The organism is Terriglobus albidus, assembly GCF_025685425.1.
Classification (GTDB): Bacteria; Acidobacteriota; Terriglobia; order Terriglobales; family Acidobacteriaceae; genus Terriglobus; species Terriglobus albidus.
In genome coordinates this window covers 216,154-230,856 of record NZ_JAGTAS010000058.1, presented here as the reverse complement: position 1 = coordinate 230,856, position 14,703 = coordinate 216,154, and the positions used below count along the sequence as shown (strand labels likewise).

The following is a 14,703-nucleotide window of genomic DNA, read 5'->3' as shown; positions in this document are numbered from 1 at the left end:
ATGCGCGTACTAAGAACGTTTGTAGCAATTGCAGTGGCGGCCATGACCGTGGCTCCCGCCACAGCGCAGAAGGCGTGGCTGGATCCCGCCGATATCCTGAACCCAAAACCCGATAGCTGGCCAACCTACTCCGGCGACTACAGCGGCCGCCGTTTCAGCTCCCTGAAAGACATCAACACCACGAACGTCCATGGCCTCACCCTGGCCTGGGTGCAGCGGTTGAGCGCCGGTTCGGCCCCGCCAAGTGCCGGCCCGTTCTCGTTCGGTCCTCCGGCGCCTCCAACGACGGTGGGAGGCGTAGGTACGATCGAGGCCCAGATGGGCAGCGTCAAGGGCGCCATCCTACAGGTAAACGGCGTGTTGTATGTCACGACACCGGATAACGTGTGGGCCCTCGATGCCTACGACGGTCATGAACTGTGGCACTTCCTGTGGAAGACCCGCGGCGGAACGCATATCGGCAACCGCGGTGTGGGCATGTGGCATGACCGTCTCTTCTTTGAGACGCCGGATAACTACCTCGTAGCTCTGAACGCAACCACCGGTAAGGAGATCTGGCACAAGGAGATTGCTTCCTTTGATCTGCAGTACTTCTCCACCATGTCGCCGATTGTTGTTGGAGACCACTTGCTGGTCGGTACCGGCAACGACCTCGATGAGCCCGGCCTTTTGCAGTCCTTCAACCCGGAGACAGGAGACGTGGAGTGGAAGTGGTACGCCGTTCCGATGAAGGAAGGCGATCCGGGGCTCGATACGTGGAAGAACCTGGACGCGGCCTCGCATGGCGGCGGCAATGTGTGGGTCCCTGGATCGTACGATCCGGAGACACATCTCTATATCTTCGGCACGGGCAATCCGACTGCAGCGTACACGTCACAGCTTCGCGGGCCGGGTGCGAATCTCTACACCTGCTCGCTGGTTGCGCTGAACGTCGAAACCGGCAAGATGGCCTGGTACTACCAGACCTCTCCGCACGACACGCATGACTTCGACTCCACACAGACACCGGTGCTGACCGATGCCATGTTCGGTGGCAAGATGCGCAAGCTGGCTATTACGGCGGCTCGCAACGGCTACTTCTTCGTTCTCGATCGCGTGACCGGCGAACACCTGCTGACCAGCAAGCTCGTCGATTCTCCAAACTGGGCGAAGGACACTCTCGACAAGAACGGCGCTCCTGTTCGCGATCCTGCCAAGGACTTTGACCTTGGTGGAGCCCTGGTCTCTCCGGCCAACGGTGGCATCGTCAACTGGCCGCCGCCTGCATACAGTCCGCAGACGGGCTACTTCTATGCTCACGCGCAGGAGAGCTATGCGATGTACTACCTTGCGACGACGGATCCTCGCGGAGCCATGGGACTCGGGGGCAAAGACGAACTGAGCGTCGGCTCGCTGGGAAGCTACCTGGTTGCGATGGATCCGAAGACAGGCAAGCCGGCCTGGAAGCATCGCTATCCCGGTGTTACCGGTGGCGGCGGGGGACTCAACGGTTTGCTGGCAACCGCGGGAGGCCTGCTCTTTGCTTCGGATGCACACGGCAACTTTGTCGCGCATGATGCAGCCAGTGGAAAAGCGCTTTGGCACACTCGCATCTCCACAACCAATGCTCCGGAGACTTACATGCTTGATGGCCATCAGTATGTTCTTGTTGCCGGCAGCGACACTGTCTACGCCTTCCGCCTGCAGTAGAAGGCGATTGGAATTCGGAAAGGGCCGCTTCGTTTCCCGTTGCGGCTCTTTTCCCCTGCTCAACGAAGTCTTTAGCCATAAGGAGTGACGCATGCGGTATTCAAGACGTGAATTCGGCAAACTCGCCATCTCGAGCCTGCCGGTAGCAGCGGCTGTGGCAGCCAACCCGGCTCGTTTGTTTGCAGCCACAAAGCCTAATTCGAAGTTCAATGGCGTACAGATCGGCGTCATCAGCTATAGCTACCGGCAGATGCCGCAGCATGGGGTGCTGGATGACCTGAAGTACATGGTTGAGAACGGCATCAACGCCTGCGAGCTGGAAACGATTCAGGAGGAGTGGGCTGGAGCTCCTAAGCGCCCAATGTTCCAGCGTCCCGCAGCCGCACCTCGTCCCGTGGGTCCTCGGCCGGAGATGACTGAGTACAACGAAGCTCTGACAAAGTGGCGTACCACCATGCCGATCTCAAAGTATGAAGAGCTCCGCAAGATCTATGCCGACGCCGGTGTTTGGATCTACGCCTTCAAGGCCGGCCTCACGATGAGAATGCCCGATGCGGAGTTTGACTACGTCTTCAACGCGGCTAAGGCCTGCGGAGCGAACCAGGTCACCATGGAGATGCCCGACGGCCAGCCCGAGCTCACCAAGCGCATCGGCGAGTTCGGCGCGAAGCACAAGATGATGATCGGCTATCACGCGCACCTGCAGGCGCTGCCCACAACCTGGGATGAAGCCTGTGCGCAGTCACCCTACAACGGCATCAATCTTGATCTCGGTCATTACACGGCTGCAGGCAACAAGGATCAGCTTGAATTCGTGAAGAAGCACCACGAGCGGATCACCAGCATGCACCTGAAGGACCGCAAGAGTAAGGAGCATGGTGAGGCCAACACGCCCTGGGGCGAAGGCGACACTCCGCTCAAGGAAGCGCTGCAGTTGATGAAGAAAGAAGGCTACAAGTTCCCGGCCACCATCGAGGTGGAATACCCCATTCCAGCCGATTCGGACTCGGTGAAGGAAGTAGGGAAGTGCCTGGCGTATGCCAAGGCTGCACTAGCTTAGTAAGCGCCAACAACAAGAAAGCCCGCGGCAACTGCCGCGGGCTTTCTATTGCCTCGTTCAGGAATTCAGGCATTCTGACGCAATTGTCTTTTCGTGCCTTTTGAAAAGTCGACTTTTTCTTCGGCCTCTGAAGCGCCGTTCTCCTCGTTGAAGGCGAAGAAGAAGAACAGCAACACCACAGCAGCGATGGATGCCGCAACCAGCCAGATGGAGGTCCATGCATGTCCCCCGTCAGCAGTGGCATACTTGTCGACCACCAGGCCTGAGAGCCACGAGCCGAGCAGCATACCTACGCCGTAGGTAATCAGGGTGATCAGTCCCTGGGCTGCGCTGCGGTAGGCCGCCGGCGCCTTGTGGTCGGTGTAGATCTGACCGGTTACGAAGAAGAAGTCATAGCAGATGCCATGCAGCAGGATGCCAAGCCAGAGCATCCAGACGCCCGCGTGCGGATTTCCATAGGCAAAGAAGACGTACCGCAGTACCCACGCTGAAATACCCGCGACCAGCATCCACTTCACACCAAGCCTGCGAAAGAACCAGGGGATAAGCAGCATGCAGAACAGTTCCGACATCTGGCCGCCGGTCATCTTGCCTGCTGCGTTTGCCACACCGATCTGGTTCAGGAAGGGATTGGTGAAGGCATAGTAGAACTGCAGCGGAACGCAGATCAAAAACGATGCCAGGGCGAACACCAGGAAGCTGCGATCGCGGAACATCCGGCGTACTTCGACCGGAAACAGATTGCTCACCTTGAAGCTTTCATTTGCCTTCGGCGGCGTGTTGGGCAGAAGCAGGGAATACACCGCCAGCAGGATCGAACCGCCTGCCGCCAGCTTGAGCGGAAGCGCCGTCGCGTCCCCGTGGAATCCGAAGCTCACCAGGAGGCCCGCGCAGATCCAACCGATGGTTCCCAGTACGCGGATCGGTGCAAACTCTGATTTCGGGTCGTCCATCTGGCGGAAGGAAATCGCGTTAACCAGGCCAAGGGTCGGCATGTAGAGGATGGAGTACGCAAGCACCAGGCCGTAAAGGGGAGCGAAGCTTGTCTGCAGCGACGCTGCATACATCAGCCCGGCTCCGATCAGGTGCAGCAGAGCCAGCATCTTCTCCGCGGCCATCAGGTTGTCCGCAACCCAGCCCGCCAGGAAGGGCGATAGCACGGCGCCGATTGCCGTTGTGCCGGCAACCATTCCCGTCTGCACGCCATTGAAGTGGAGCGTCTGGCTAACCCAGGTCGTTATCGTCACATACCAGGAACCCCAGATGAAAAACTCCAAAAACATCATGGCGCTCAGCCGGAACCGCATTTGCATGTTCATCGGGAAGTCGTCTCTCCGGAATCAGTTTGAATCGTTTTATTGTGCGGCCAGGGACGCCGTGTTGGTCTCGCCCGCAACCGCAGGCAATTGGACCTGCTTCCACACGCTACCAGCTTCATGGCTCGCCAGCATAGCGTCCAGAACGTGGCTAAGATATTCGGCATCCGCAAAGGTACAGACGGTTGCTGGCCGATCCCCGGTTCGGATCCACTGATAAATATCCGCAATGATGTTGCGGAAGGCGTCGGGCCAGCCCTCCTGGTGTCCACCGGGCAACGACGCATAGCTTGCCGCACCCGGAAGCATCAGGCTGGGATCTTTCTTCAGAATCTCGTTCGGACGGTTATAGTGACCGATCCAGAGCTCATTCTGTTCTTCCTGCAGCCAGCGGAGGGACGAAGTGCGGCCATTGACCTCGAGCTGCAGCCCGTTTTTATGGCCGGACAATACCTGACCGACAGTAAAGCATCCGCGTGCTCCGTTATCGAAGCGGACCAGCACCGATGCCAGATCTTCGCCGTTGACGGTGACAGGATGGCGTTCGCCCGTCTGGTTTTGTGAGAACGCCTCAGCGGAGGCGCCGCTGGTATAGCGGGTCTTCACCACGGTCGTCATATCCGCCAGCACCTCGATGATGCGTGCACCGGAGACATGTTGTGCAAGATCGCACCAGTGCGAGCCGATATCGGCAAGTGCGGAGCTCACGCCACCCTTGGACGGATCGGACCGCCATGAATAGACGTGATCGTCAGTCATCCAGTCCTGAAGATATTGGCCGTGCACGAAGAAGACGCGTCCGAGCTTATCCTGTTCCACCATCAGCCGCGCCTGCTGTACCAGGGGATTACCGCGATAATTAAAGGTGACGGCATTCACCACGCCGGCAGCGTCGGCTGCGGCCCGCAGCGTGGAGGCCTCCTTTGAAGTCATCGCCAGTGGCTTGTCGGAGATAACGTGCTTGCCCGCCTCGAGAGCTGCAAGACTGACTGGGAAGTGCAGATGGTTCGGCGTCGTGTTGTGAATCACATCGATGTCCGGCCGCGTCACCAACTCGCGATAGTCACCATAGGAGGTCTCGATGTGGAGCAGATCCGCTTTCTTCCGGGCCGAGGCCGCATTGGAGCCGGCGATCGCAACGACATCCACGTCCCCCAGGCGGCGAACTGCATCAATATGGTGTGGTGCGATAAAGCCCGGCCCTACCAGTCCCATGGAGAGGCGTTTCAGTTGTGATGACATCAGTAGCTTTCCTCGGTTCCGGCAGCGGTACGACTGCCATAAATCCTGCCTAGGCGTCCACAGGTTTGTCAAAGATAAAACGAATACGCCAAATGAATCCCGATTCAGCGCTGACAATTGTTAATTATCAAAATATGTGACGTCGTCATAGGCGATTTTGAACACGATAGTATTGCCGCGAGGGTAAATGGAATGCGACTTGGTGTCTTCGATCCCGTCTTTGCGAAACTGAGCCTGGCAGAGATGCTGACCGAGCTGAAAAGCTATCCCCAGATCACGGCCATCGAGCTCGGAACCGGCGGATGGCCCGGAAGCAACCACATCGATCTCGATGCCTGTCTGCAGTCCGCGGAAGCTGCCGTATCCTTCAAACGGAAGATCGAAGATGCCGGATTGATGATCAGCGCGCTCTCGTGTCACGGAAATCCCGTTCATCCGGATCAGTCAATTGCTAAGGATTACGACACAGTCTTCCGGAAGACCGTCCGGCTGGCGGAAAAGTTAGGTGTCCGGGCGGTAGTGACCTTCTCCGGCTGTCCGGGAGGAGGGCCGGAAGAAAAGCGCCCGAACTGGATCACCACTCCCTGGCCGCCGGAGTTCAGCGACATGCTGGTCTGGCAGTGGGAGCAGCGACTGGTCCCGTACTGGAAAGACGCCGGCGCATTCGCAGCCGATCACGGGGTTGGTGTGGCGATCGAGGCCCATCCCGGCTTCTGTGTCTATAACCCCGAGACGGCCATGCAACTGCGTGCCGAAGCAGGGAAATCCATCGGCATCAACCTGGACCCGAGTCATTTTTACTGGCAGGGGATTGATCTGCCTGCGGCTATTGCCTATCTGGGAGAGGCCATCTTTCATGTGCATGCCAAAGACGTTACCCTGAACACGACCAATGTGGCTCGCACGGGTGTTCTGGATGCAAAAAGCTATACCCGTATGCAGGAGCGTTCATGGCTCTTCCGCAGCGTGGGCTGGGGGCATGACGAGCTTGAGTGGAAGCGGATTGCGTCAGCGCTGCGGCTCGCCGGCTACGATCACGTCATCAGTATCGAGCACGAGGATGCGCTGGCCTCGATCCGCGAAGGGCTGGGAGCTGCCGTTGCGACTTTGTCGCGGGTCATCCTGCAGGAACCGCCGGTTGAGGCATGGTGGGTATAGCTGCCTCAGCACCGCGGCGGTGATGAATCGTATCGATCATGGCGGCCGCCGTCAGGCGCGCCGCACCGACTGCTCCGGCATTGGTGCCCAGCGGCGAAGTGAGCAGCTGAACATCGTTGACTGACTTTTCCATGGCCCGCTGACGGACGACACGGCGAATCTGGTCCAGCAGCAACACGGGAGCGGCGCGAAACAGGGCGCCGCCAAAGATAATCGCTTCCGGGTTCAACAGGTTCACCAGGTCAGCCGCAGACGCGCCGATATGCGATGCCGCCTCGGAGAGCACGCGATAGGCGAGACTGTCATTCTCCTCAGCGGCCCTGGCGATGATCTCGATACTGATGCCGTCCATCTTGTTGTTAGCCATCTCCAGCGTCTTGGAGATGACGCCTTTGCTGATGGCTCTGCGGACCGATTCAATGATCGTTGCAGACGAGGCCATCGCCTCCAGGCAGCCGTTGTTGCCGCAAAGGCAGAGCGGTCCGTTCTCATCGACGGTCATGTGGCCAAACTCGCCGGCGCTGCCGTTGAAGCCGCGATATATGCTGCCGCCGATAAAGATGGAAGCACCGATGCCCATGCCGGCATCGACATAGACAAAGTCCTGAAAGTTCTGGCCCGCACCCAGAAAGCGCTCTGTTGTCGCAACGGCGCGCGCGCTGTCTTCCAGCAGGCAAGGAATGCCGAAGTAGTCTTCCACCAGTTTCTTCAGCGGCACATTCTTCCACTGTTCCGCGTGCCCAAGTCTTGGATAGGAGAGCACCATGCCTTCGGCGACATCGATCACGCCGGAGAAGGCAACCCCAATACCAAGAACTTTGCTGACTGGAATGCCAGAGGCAGCCAGGGCCTCATCGATGACCTGAAAGCAGCGGCTCAGCACAGCTTCTCGTCCGCGCCACATCTCCGTCGCCTCTTCCCGGTAGCCGAGCAGCTTCCCGTTCAGGTCTGTGACAGCAATGCGGAGATTGAAGGTTCCGATATCGACGCCGACGACGTTGCCGAGATCGGGATGCATGGTGAGCGAGATGCGCCTGCGTCCAACGACTTTGGCCGAAGACATCTCTTCCACAAGGAAGTTTTTCTCAACGAGAGCACCCACAACGCCGGTGATGTTGGCGGTGCTCAGGCCCAGCCGGTGCGCCAGCTCGACTCGGGAGATGGATGGTTCGCGCTGGATCAGTTGCAGGACAGCGAGCTCTGTCTGTCTTCTGCTCGAGACGCGTTCTTTGTCATTCCCGGTGCGCGGCATATCGTGACCATCATAAGCGAAGGAATCGCCGTTCGCGATGGCAAGTATAAGCCTGTGGGAATCCAATTGACGCGAGCTGGTAAAGGAGCTTACAACTTCGTATACGCTAATTGCGCCACTCGAAGCAGCGCGCAGGAGAGCTTCCGCCGCATGATCCGCGATCCTGAAAAGCCGATCCGAACACGGCCTCTGCCGGATGAGTATCCCGGCGTCCATTCCATGGATGAGGACGAGGTCGAGGCGGCTGTCCGGGTCGTCCGAAGCAAGTCTCTCTACCGCTACTACGGCGTAAACCCGCAGCATGAGGTCTCTGCGTTTGAGACGGAATTTGCCCGGTTTATCGGTGTGCGGCACGCCATCGCGGTAACCAGTGGAACCTCGGCTCTACATACTGCGCTGAGCGCGCTGCAGGTCGGGCCGGGCGATGAGGTCATCATTCCCGCGTATATGTGGGTCTCGGTGGTTGCAGCGGTGGTCAATCTCGGAGCGATTCCGGTGCTGGCTGAGATCGACGAAACCTTCGGCCTGGACCCCGCCGATGTGGAGCGTAAGATTACGCCGCGCACGGCAGGCATCATCGCGGTTCATATGAACGGATGTGCGGTGAACATCCCTCGGCTGGTGGCGATTGCCCGTCGCCATAGTGTGTTTTTGCTGGAGGACTGCGCACAGTGTGTCGGTGCCACAGTGGCCGGCCGGCGTGTAGGCACCTTCGGCGATGTCGCGATCTTCAGCTTTCAGTTGAACAAGAATATGACGGTCGGCGAAGCCGGCGCAGTCGTGACCAACGACGAACGTCTCTCTCGCCGTATCGCAGCCATACAGGATTCGGGCTACTCGCGCAGCGATACCGATGAACTGCAGATGGAAGACTCCGCTTCCTATAGCTGGGGACGCGGCGTTCGCCTGGATGAACTGCGTGCTGCGGTCTTGCGGGTGCAGTTACGGAAGGTGGAGACTACCATCGAACGCATGCGGCACAGTAAGAACCGCATTCTTGATTCTCTCTATCCACGCCAGCAGATCGCGTTTCGTCGACGTATCGATCCGGCAGGCGACACCAGTTGCTTCCTGCTGACAATCTTCCCGCATGGGGATGCGGCGAGAGAAACTAACCGCCTGATGCGGCTGCACGGCATCACCACGAAGTCGCCCGACACCAGCAATATCCTGCTGGCCAATTACGGCATGCATATCTACTACAACATCCCCTCGCTGGTGCGGAAGATCGGGACCGGCAAGCACGGCTTTCCCTGGACGCTGGCCGAAAACCAGCACTCGGTCTACAGCTATGAGCGAGGTGCGTGCCCGGCATCGGATGATCTCTTTGAACGCACCCAGTTGCTTGTGATTCCATCCTGCCTCACAGCGCAGGATGAAGAGGACATCGTCGAATCATTCCACTGCGCGCTGGATGCCGTACTGGGTCCCGTGACCTCCCTGACAAGCCGCCTCGATCATCGAGAGTACCTGACCAGCCCCTGCGGCTAGCGCTCTTCTCTTTGCTTTACATGTTCCCGAACTATCGGGATGACTGTGCAGCTAAGTGCTCAAAGCTTGGAAGCCGCAAGGCCTTCAGTCTTGTAAACAATGGAGTCGAATCGCCCGAGCCAGCCGTTGCGCTTTGCGCAACCGTTCGCGCCGCAGGTGCGAATGCCTCGCTTAAGGGGACGGCTTTCAGCCGTCCCGTATCAGGGCAGTGAGAGAAGCGGCTTCAGCCGCTGAGGTACCGGCAGTTATCGACCGGCTACTCCTGCCAGTCAATAAGCCCTTAGGATGAAAGTGTGCCCAGACGTCCAGCCAAACCTAACGGGATTCGCGAGATCGCAACAGCGCTGGGCATCTCCATTGGCACGGTAGACCGTGCTCTTCACAACCGGTCCGGTATCAGCGAGCAGACACGGGAACGTGTGCTGCGTATGGCAAAGAAGCTGAACTACTCGCCGAATGTCGCCGCACGGCATTTGAAGCTCTCACGGACACTCCACTTCGGTATCTTTCTCCCGGAACGCGTTGCAGTCTTCTTCGATTCCATGCGCGCGGGCATGCGCCTTGCCGCGGAACGTCTCACGACCGCAGCTCCTCTGGAGCTGCATTTTTTCAGCTTTCCCCGCCTGGGAGACGGCGATGTAGAGTGCATGGAGCGGGCCCGCTGGCGACAGTTCGATGGCGTTGTGCTGGCTCCCGGTAATCCATCGGCACTATCAGCACTGTTTCGCAGAGACGACGCTCCTCCAATTCTCTTTATCGGCAGCGACGCTCCTTTGCTGGGACGCATAGCATCCGTTTCTGTAGATGCCACGGTCAGCGGCAATATCGCTGCAGATCTATTGGGGCGTGTTCTTCCCGAAGCCGCGAAGGTGGCTATGATTGCGGGAGACCTCCGCATCCAGGACCATAGCGAAAAGCTGCGAGGCTTCTCTGCATCGTTGGCTGTTCATGCGCCTCATCTCAGGTTGCTGCCACCGCTCGAGTCCCACGAAGATCCTGAACAAGGCTATCAGGCAGCGCGCCGGCTCTTCCGGCGTCATCGCGATCTCGGCGGTATTTATCTGGGAACGGCGAATAGCCTGCCGGTGTTGCGCGCCGCCGATGAGGCAAAGCTCCTTGGCCGATTGAAGATTGTAACGACCGACATCTTTCCGGAACTGATTCCTCTTATCGAGACCGACCGGATTCTCTGTTCCGTGCACCAGCGCCCGTTTACCCAGGGACGTATGGCGATCGAGCTGCTCTATGCTCATCTGCTGGGGTTGAAGGCGGTTCCACCGGTTACCAGGTTGGCGCCGCATCTGGTGCTTCGCAGCAACCTCTCGCTCTTTGGCGATGGGCTCGATCAGGACACCCAACTCACAGAATGAATAATATCTGCGAAAACGCGGAGGGAATGAAAAGTTCTCCATGCGCTTTCATGCATACCCGTTTTCGTGTACGTTACCGGGTAAGGTGCGAAAATAACTGGGGCAGCTTGTTCTGTCGTTGTTATCTTGTCCTGAATTCTCCTTTGGAATGGGTGGCATCCCTTTGAGTACATCGTTTTCAACGCAGCACGAGAGCGTCTTCCGTGCTCCCGCGCGTGTGAACCTGCTGGGTGAACATACTGACTACAGCGGCGGCTATGTGCTTCCGATCGCGATTCCGTATTACACCGAAGTCAAGATCGCCGATGGCGACAGCCGTCACTACCTCTTCCGTAGCCATCAGTTCGCAGGTGTCGCCGAGGGGGGCTGGAAAGACCTGCAGGAGCGCCGCCATGCCTGGAGCGACTATCCGGTCGGCGTGCTGCATGAGCTGGTAAAGCTGGGCATTTCGCCTCCGCCTTTCGTCATCGATGTCAGCGGCAATGTCCCTTTAGGCGCGGGATTGAGTTCGTCCGCTTCCATCGAGGTTGCCTCTTGCCTTGCCATACTGCATCGCAGCGGTAAGACCATGACCGATGCAGAGATCGCATTGCTCTGCCAGAGAGCTGAGAACATCTTTGTGCAGTCTCCATGCGGCATCATGGATCAGTTTGTTGTTACCGCCGCCAAGGAGGGTCATGCACTGCTGCTGCAAACACGCGACCTGACCTATGATCTGGTGCCGGTGACCAGCGGTGCGCTTGCCGAGTTGAGGATTGTTGCCTGCAACTCGCTGGTGAAGCATTCCATCGCTGCCGGCGACTACGGCAGCCGCCGTAAAGGTGTTGAGACAGGACAGCAGGTGTTGCGGGAGCGTTTCCCAGGGCTGCGCGATCTCGGCGATGCCGCGCTCGAACAATTGGAGCAGTGCGCAGACCAGATGCCGGAAGATGCATACAAGCGCTGCCGTCATGTGATCTCGGAAAATGGCCGTGTCATGGCCGCGCGCGAGGCTCTCCTGGCCGGCGACGCCAAGCGATTTGGCGAACTGATGCTGGACTCGCACGTCAGCCAGAGAGACGACTTCGAATGTAGTTGTGAAGAGATCGACTTCCTGGTGGAAACGGCGATGACACTGCAGGGATGCGTGGGAGCACGTCTGACCGGCGGCGGTTTTGGCGGCTGCACCGTGAATCTCGTTCGCAAAGAAGATGTGGATACGTTCACCGCATCCATCAAGGATGCATATCAGCAACGCTTCGACATTCAGCCAGAGGTATACGTCTGCGATGCCGTCGATGGAGCAGTGAAGCTGGCGGCAAAGGAGCGTGCCTGATGGAAACACTTTGGCTGCAAGCCCCGCATCGCCGCTGGAATCCGCTCCGCCGTGAGTGGGTTCTGGTATCGCCACATCGCACCCAGCGCCCATGGCAGGGACAGATGGAGACACCGGCTGTTCCCGCACCTATTACCTACGATCCCACGTGTTATCTCTGCCCTGGCAACATGCGCGCCAACGGAGAACGGACGCCACAGTACGAGAGCACGTACGTCTTTCCGAATGATTTTGCTGCGTTGAAGCAGGATGTTCCGCAGGCACAGCTTGATCTGGGCTATGGCCTGTTGCGTGCAGAGACCGAGCGAGGCATCTGCCGCGTACTCTGTTTCGATCCCCGGCACGACCTTACGCTGGCGACGATGGAGGTCGGAAAGATTCGGTGTGTCGTGGATATGTGGACCTCGCAGGCCGAAGAACTTGGAGCTCGTCCGGAGATTCAGTACGTTCAGATCTTCGAAAATCGCGGAGCGATGATGGGAGCCAGCAATCCGCATCCCCACGGACAGGTCTGGGCGACAGAACATATTCCGAACGAGCCGCTGATGGAGCTCGCCGCGCAGCAGGAATACTACGCGAAGTCTCAGGAGCCGCTGCTCTCAGCCTATCTGCGCACCGAACTCATCGAGCAGGAACGCGCGGTTGCCTCAAACGAAACCTGGGTGGCGGTCGTGCCGTTCTGGGCAGTATGGCCCTTCGAGACGTTATTGTTGCCGCGCTGCCCCGTGTCCTCGTTTACAGCCTTGAGTGCGGAAGAACGCGATGGGCTTGCGGATATTCTGCATACGCTGACGGCGGGGTACAACCGCGTCTTCGATACACCGTTCCCATACTCGATGGGCTTTCACCCGGCTCCGTCAGATGGCAAGCCCCATCCGGAATGGACCCTGCACGCGCATTTCTATCCGCCGCTGCTGCGCTCGGCCACGGTGCGTAAGTTCATGGTTGGGTTTGAGCTGCTGGGGTCGCCCCAACGCGATATCACACCGGAGTCTGCAGCGGCGACGCTTCGCTCGGTGATGCAGGGCTCCTAAGAAACGTTCCGAGAATGCGGCTCGTTTGTTCTTTTGCCTCAAGTCTGGCAAGAATGAACCGAGCCGCATTTTCTTTTCGGCGGCTCTGAGGGAGACCAGAGTGCGTCGTCGTGAGTTGTTGCAACATGGGCTTGGTGCTGCTGCCTTGCTTTCTTCCCGATCAGTCTTTGCATGGGCGGCGGCGGAGTCGGTACCGGTGGTGCGTACTACCGCGGGTGATGTGCGTGGCACGGTGCGCGATGGCATCACAAACTTTCTGGGGATTCCCTATGGTGCTGATACCAAGGCCCGCCGCTTTCAGCCTCCTGTTCCAGTAAGTCCCTGGAAAGGTATTCGCAATGCCACAACGTGGGGAGACCGCTCCCCGCAGCTCGGTGTAGGACGCGCCCGCCGCGAAGAAGCACGCACGATCACTGAGACCTATCACCTGCCGTCCGACGAAGGCGAGATCAGCGAAGACTGTCTTCATCTGAATGTGTGGACTCCGTCACCATCGCGCGCGGGTCATGAACGGCGGCCGGTACTCTTTTACATTCACGGTGGCGCCTACAACAGCGGTACCGTCAATGCCGCTCTCTATGATGGAACGCGATTGGCGCGCCGTGGCGATGCGGTCGTTGTGACCGTCAATCACCGTCTGAATGCCTTCGGATTTCTTTATCTCGCCGAGCTGACCGATGATCCGGCGTATGCAGATTCCGGGAACGTGGGCATGCTGGACCTGGTGCTGGCTCTGCGCTGGGTCCGCGACAACATCGCAGCTTTCGGCGGCGATCCGAACCGGGTCACAATCTGGGGACAGTCCGGCGGAGGAGCCAAGTGCGCCACGCTCATGGCCATGCCGGCAGCACATGGCCTCTTTCATCGCGTTATGAGCATGAGCGGCCAGCAGGTCACCGCCGCCCCGAAGAAGATCGCTACCGAACGTACACGTGCGTTTCTGGTAAAGCTTGGGTTAGATCAACTGCCTGGCAGTCACTTGAGGCAGAGACTCGATGCGCTGCCGATCGAGGCACTGGAAGATGCCGCACGTGTCAGCAGTGCATGGCTTCCGGTCGTCGATGGCGGCGCCCTTCCGCGCGATCCGTTTGCTCCCGATGCATCTCCGCTCTCAGTGAACGTGCCCATGATCCTCGGAAACACGCATGACGAGACGCGCGGGCTGATCGGCGGCTCTCAGCCTGCCCTTTTTTCATTGACGTGGGATGAGGTTCCGGCGGCACTGACGAAGAATGTGGGCAGCTTCCTGGGCGGCATCGATCCGCAGGAAGTTGTTGCGAAATATCGGGGCTGGTATCCGCAGTATTCTCCTTCGGATGTGTTCTTCGCTGCGGCGACGGCCTTCCGGTCATGGCCGGGGCAGGTGATCGAAGCGGAGCGGCGTGCGCAAAGCCCTGCCGCAAGCCGCACCTGGGTCTATCAGATGAACTGGCCGTCGCCGGTTGCTGGTGGAAAGTTCGGTGCTCCGCATACGCTTGATATCCCGTTTTACTTCGATAACCTCGCACTCGCGCCCGGAATGATTGGGGCTTCTGCAGAAGATGTGAGCCACGCCCAACCTCTGGCCGATGCCATGAGTGAGACCCTGCTGGCCTACGCCAAAACCGGGAATCCGAACAACCCGGCGATTCCGCACTGGCCAGTTTACGATCTATCGAAGCGTTTCACGCTGACTTGGGACGATAAGCCAGCGGTTGTCTCAGATCCTCGTGTAGAAGAACGAGAATTGGCGGCTCAAGCCCACTACCGTCAGCCCGGGACGTAGTTCGTCTTTTC

General features: G+C 58.8%; 11 protein-coding genes. 8 read left to right on the top strand and 3 right to left on the bottom strand.

Annotated features, from left to right (window positions below):
* Both OHL21_RS20195 and OHL21_RS20190 read left to right on the top strand, forming a co-directional pair.
* Entirely contained in the window at positions 1–1,689 is a 1,689-nt protein-coding gene (locus OHL21_RS20195) for an acido-empty-quinoprotein group A (protein WP_263419107.1), read from the top strand.
* 91 nt (positions 1,690–1,780) lie between these two features.
* A complete protein-coding gene (locus tag OHL21_RS20190; RefSeq protein ID WP_263419106.1) occupies positions 1,781–2,749 on the top strand; it encodes a sugar phosphate isomerase/epimerase family protein in 969 nt (322 codons plus the stop codon).
* A 65-nt stretch (positions 2,750–2,814) separates the two neighbouring features.
* Here the strand turns inward: OHL21_RS20190 and OHL21_RS20185 are convergent, their stop codons facing one another.
* The gene (locus OHL21_RS20185) at positions 2,815–4,068 is read right to left on the bottom strand and encodes a nucleoside permease (RefSeq protein ID WP_263419105.1); all 1,254 of its coding nucleotides are present in this window, start codon (positions 4,066–4,068) and stop codon (positions 2,815–2,817) included.
* 36 nt (positions 4,069–4,104) lie between these two features.
* Positions 4,105–5,307: a Gfo/Idh/MocA family protein gene (locus OHL21_RS20180; RefSeq protein ID WP_263419104.1), complete on the bottom strand. Its 1,203-nt coding sequence runs from the start codon at positions 5,305–5,307 to the stop codon at positions 4,105–4,107.
* Between the two features lie 192 nt (positions 5,308–5,499).
* On the opposite strand from OHL21_RS20180, the gene OHL21_RS20175 reads away from it, so the two are divergent.
* Entirely contained in the window at positions 5,500–6,465 is a 966-nt protein-coding gene (locus OHL21_RS20175; RefSeq protein WP_263419103.1) for a sugar phosphate isomerase/epimerase family protein, read from the top strand.
* Here the strand turns inward: OHL21_RS20175 and OHL21_RS20170 are convergent.
* The gene (locus OHL21_RS20170) at positions 6,425–7,717 is read right to left on the bottom strand and encodes an ROK family transcriptional regulator (RefSeq protein WP_263419102.1); all 1,293 of its coding nucleotides are present in this window, start codon (positions 7,715–7,717) and stop codon (positions 6,425–6,427) included. The genes OHL21_RS20175 and OHL21_RS20170 overlap by 41 nt on opposite strands.
* 150 nt (positions 7,718–7,867) lie before the next feature.
* Here OHL21_RS20170 and OHL21_RS20165 point away from each other — a divergent pair, with 150 nt between their 5' ends.
* From OHL21_RS20165 to OHL21_RS20145, 5 genes are all read left to right on the top strand, one after another.
* Positions 7,868–9,208, top strand: a complete 1,341-nt coding sequence (locus OHL21_RS20165) for a DegT/DnrJ/EryC1/StrS family aminotransferase (RefSeq protein ID WP_263419101.1) — start codon at positions 7,868–7,870, stop codon at positions 9,206–9,208.
* Between the two features lie 293 nt (positions 9,209–9,501).
* Positions 9,502–10,578 (top strand): LacI family DNA-binding transcriptional regulator, encoded by a 1,077-nt coding sequence (locus tag OHL21_RS20160; protein ID WP_263419100.1) that lies wholly within the window; start codon positions 9,502–9,504, stop codon positions 10,576–10,578.
* A gap of 163 nt (positions 10,579–10,741) precedes the next feature.
* Positions 10,742–11,893: a galactokinase gene (galK, locus tag OHL21_RS20155; RefSeq protein ID WP_263419099.1), complete on the top strand. Its 1,152-nt coding sequence runs from the start codon at positions 10,742–10,744 to the stop codon at positions 11,891–11,893.
* Entirely contained in the window at positions 11,893–12,927 is a 1,035-nt protein-coding gene (locus tag OHL21_RS20150) for a UDP-glucose--hexose-1-phosphate uridylyltransferase (protein WP_263419098.1), read from the top strand. The genes galK and OHL21_RS20150 overlap by 1 nt, the downstream gene beginning before the upstream one ends.
* 100 nt (positions 12,928–13,027) lie before the next feature.
* Positions 13,028–14,692, top strand: coding sequence for a carboxylesterase/lipase family protein (locus OHL21_RS20145; protein WP_263419097.1), 1,665 nt, complete (start codon positions 13,028–13,030; stop codon positions 14,690–14,692).
* Positions 14,693–14,703: the final 11 nt, after the last annotated feature.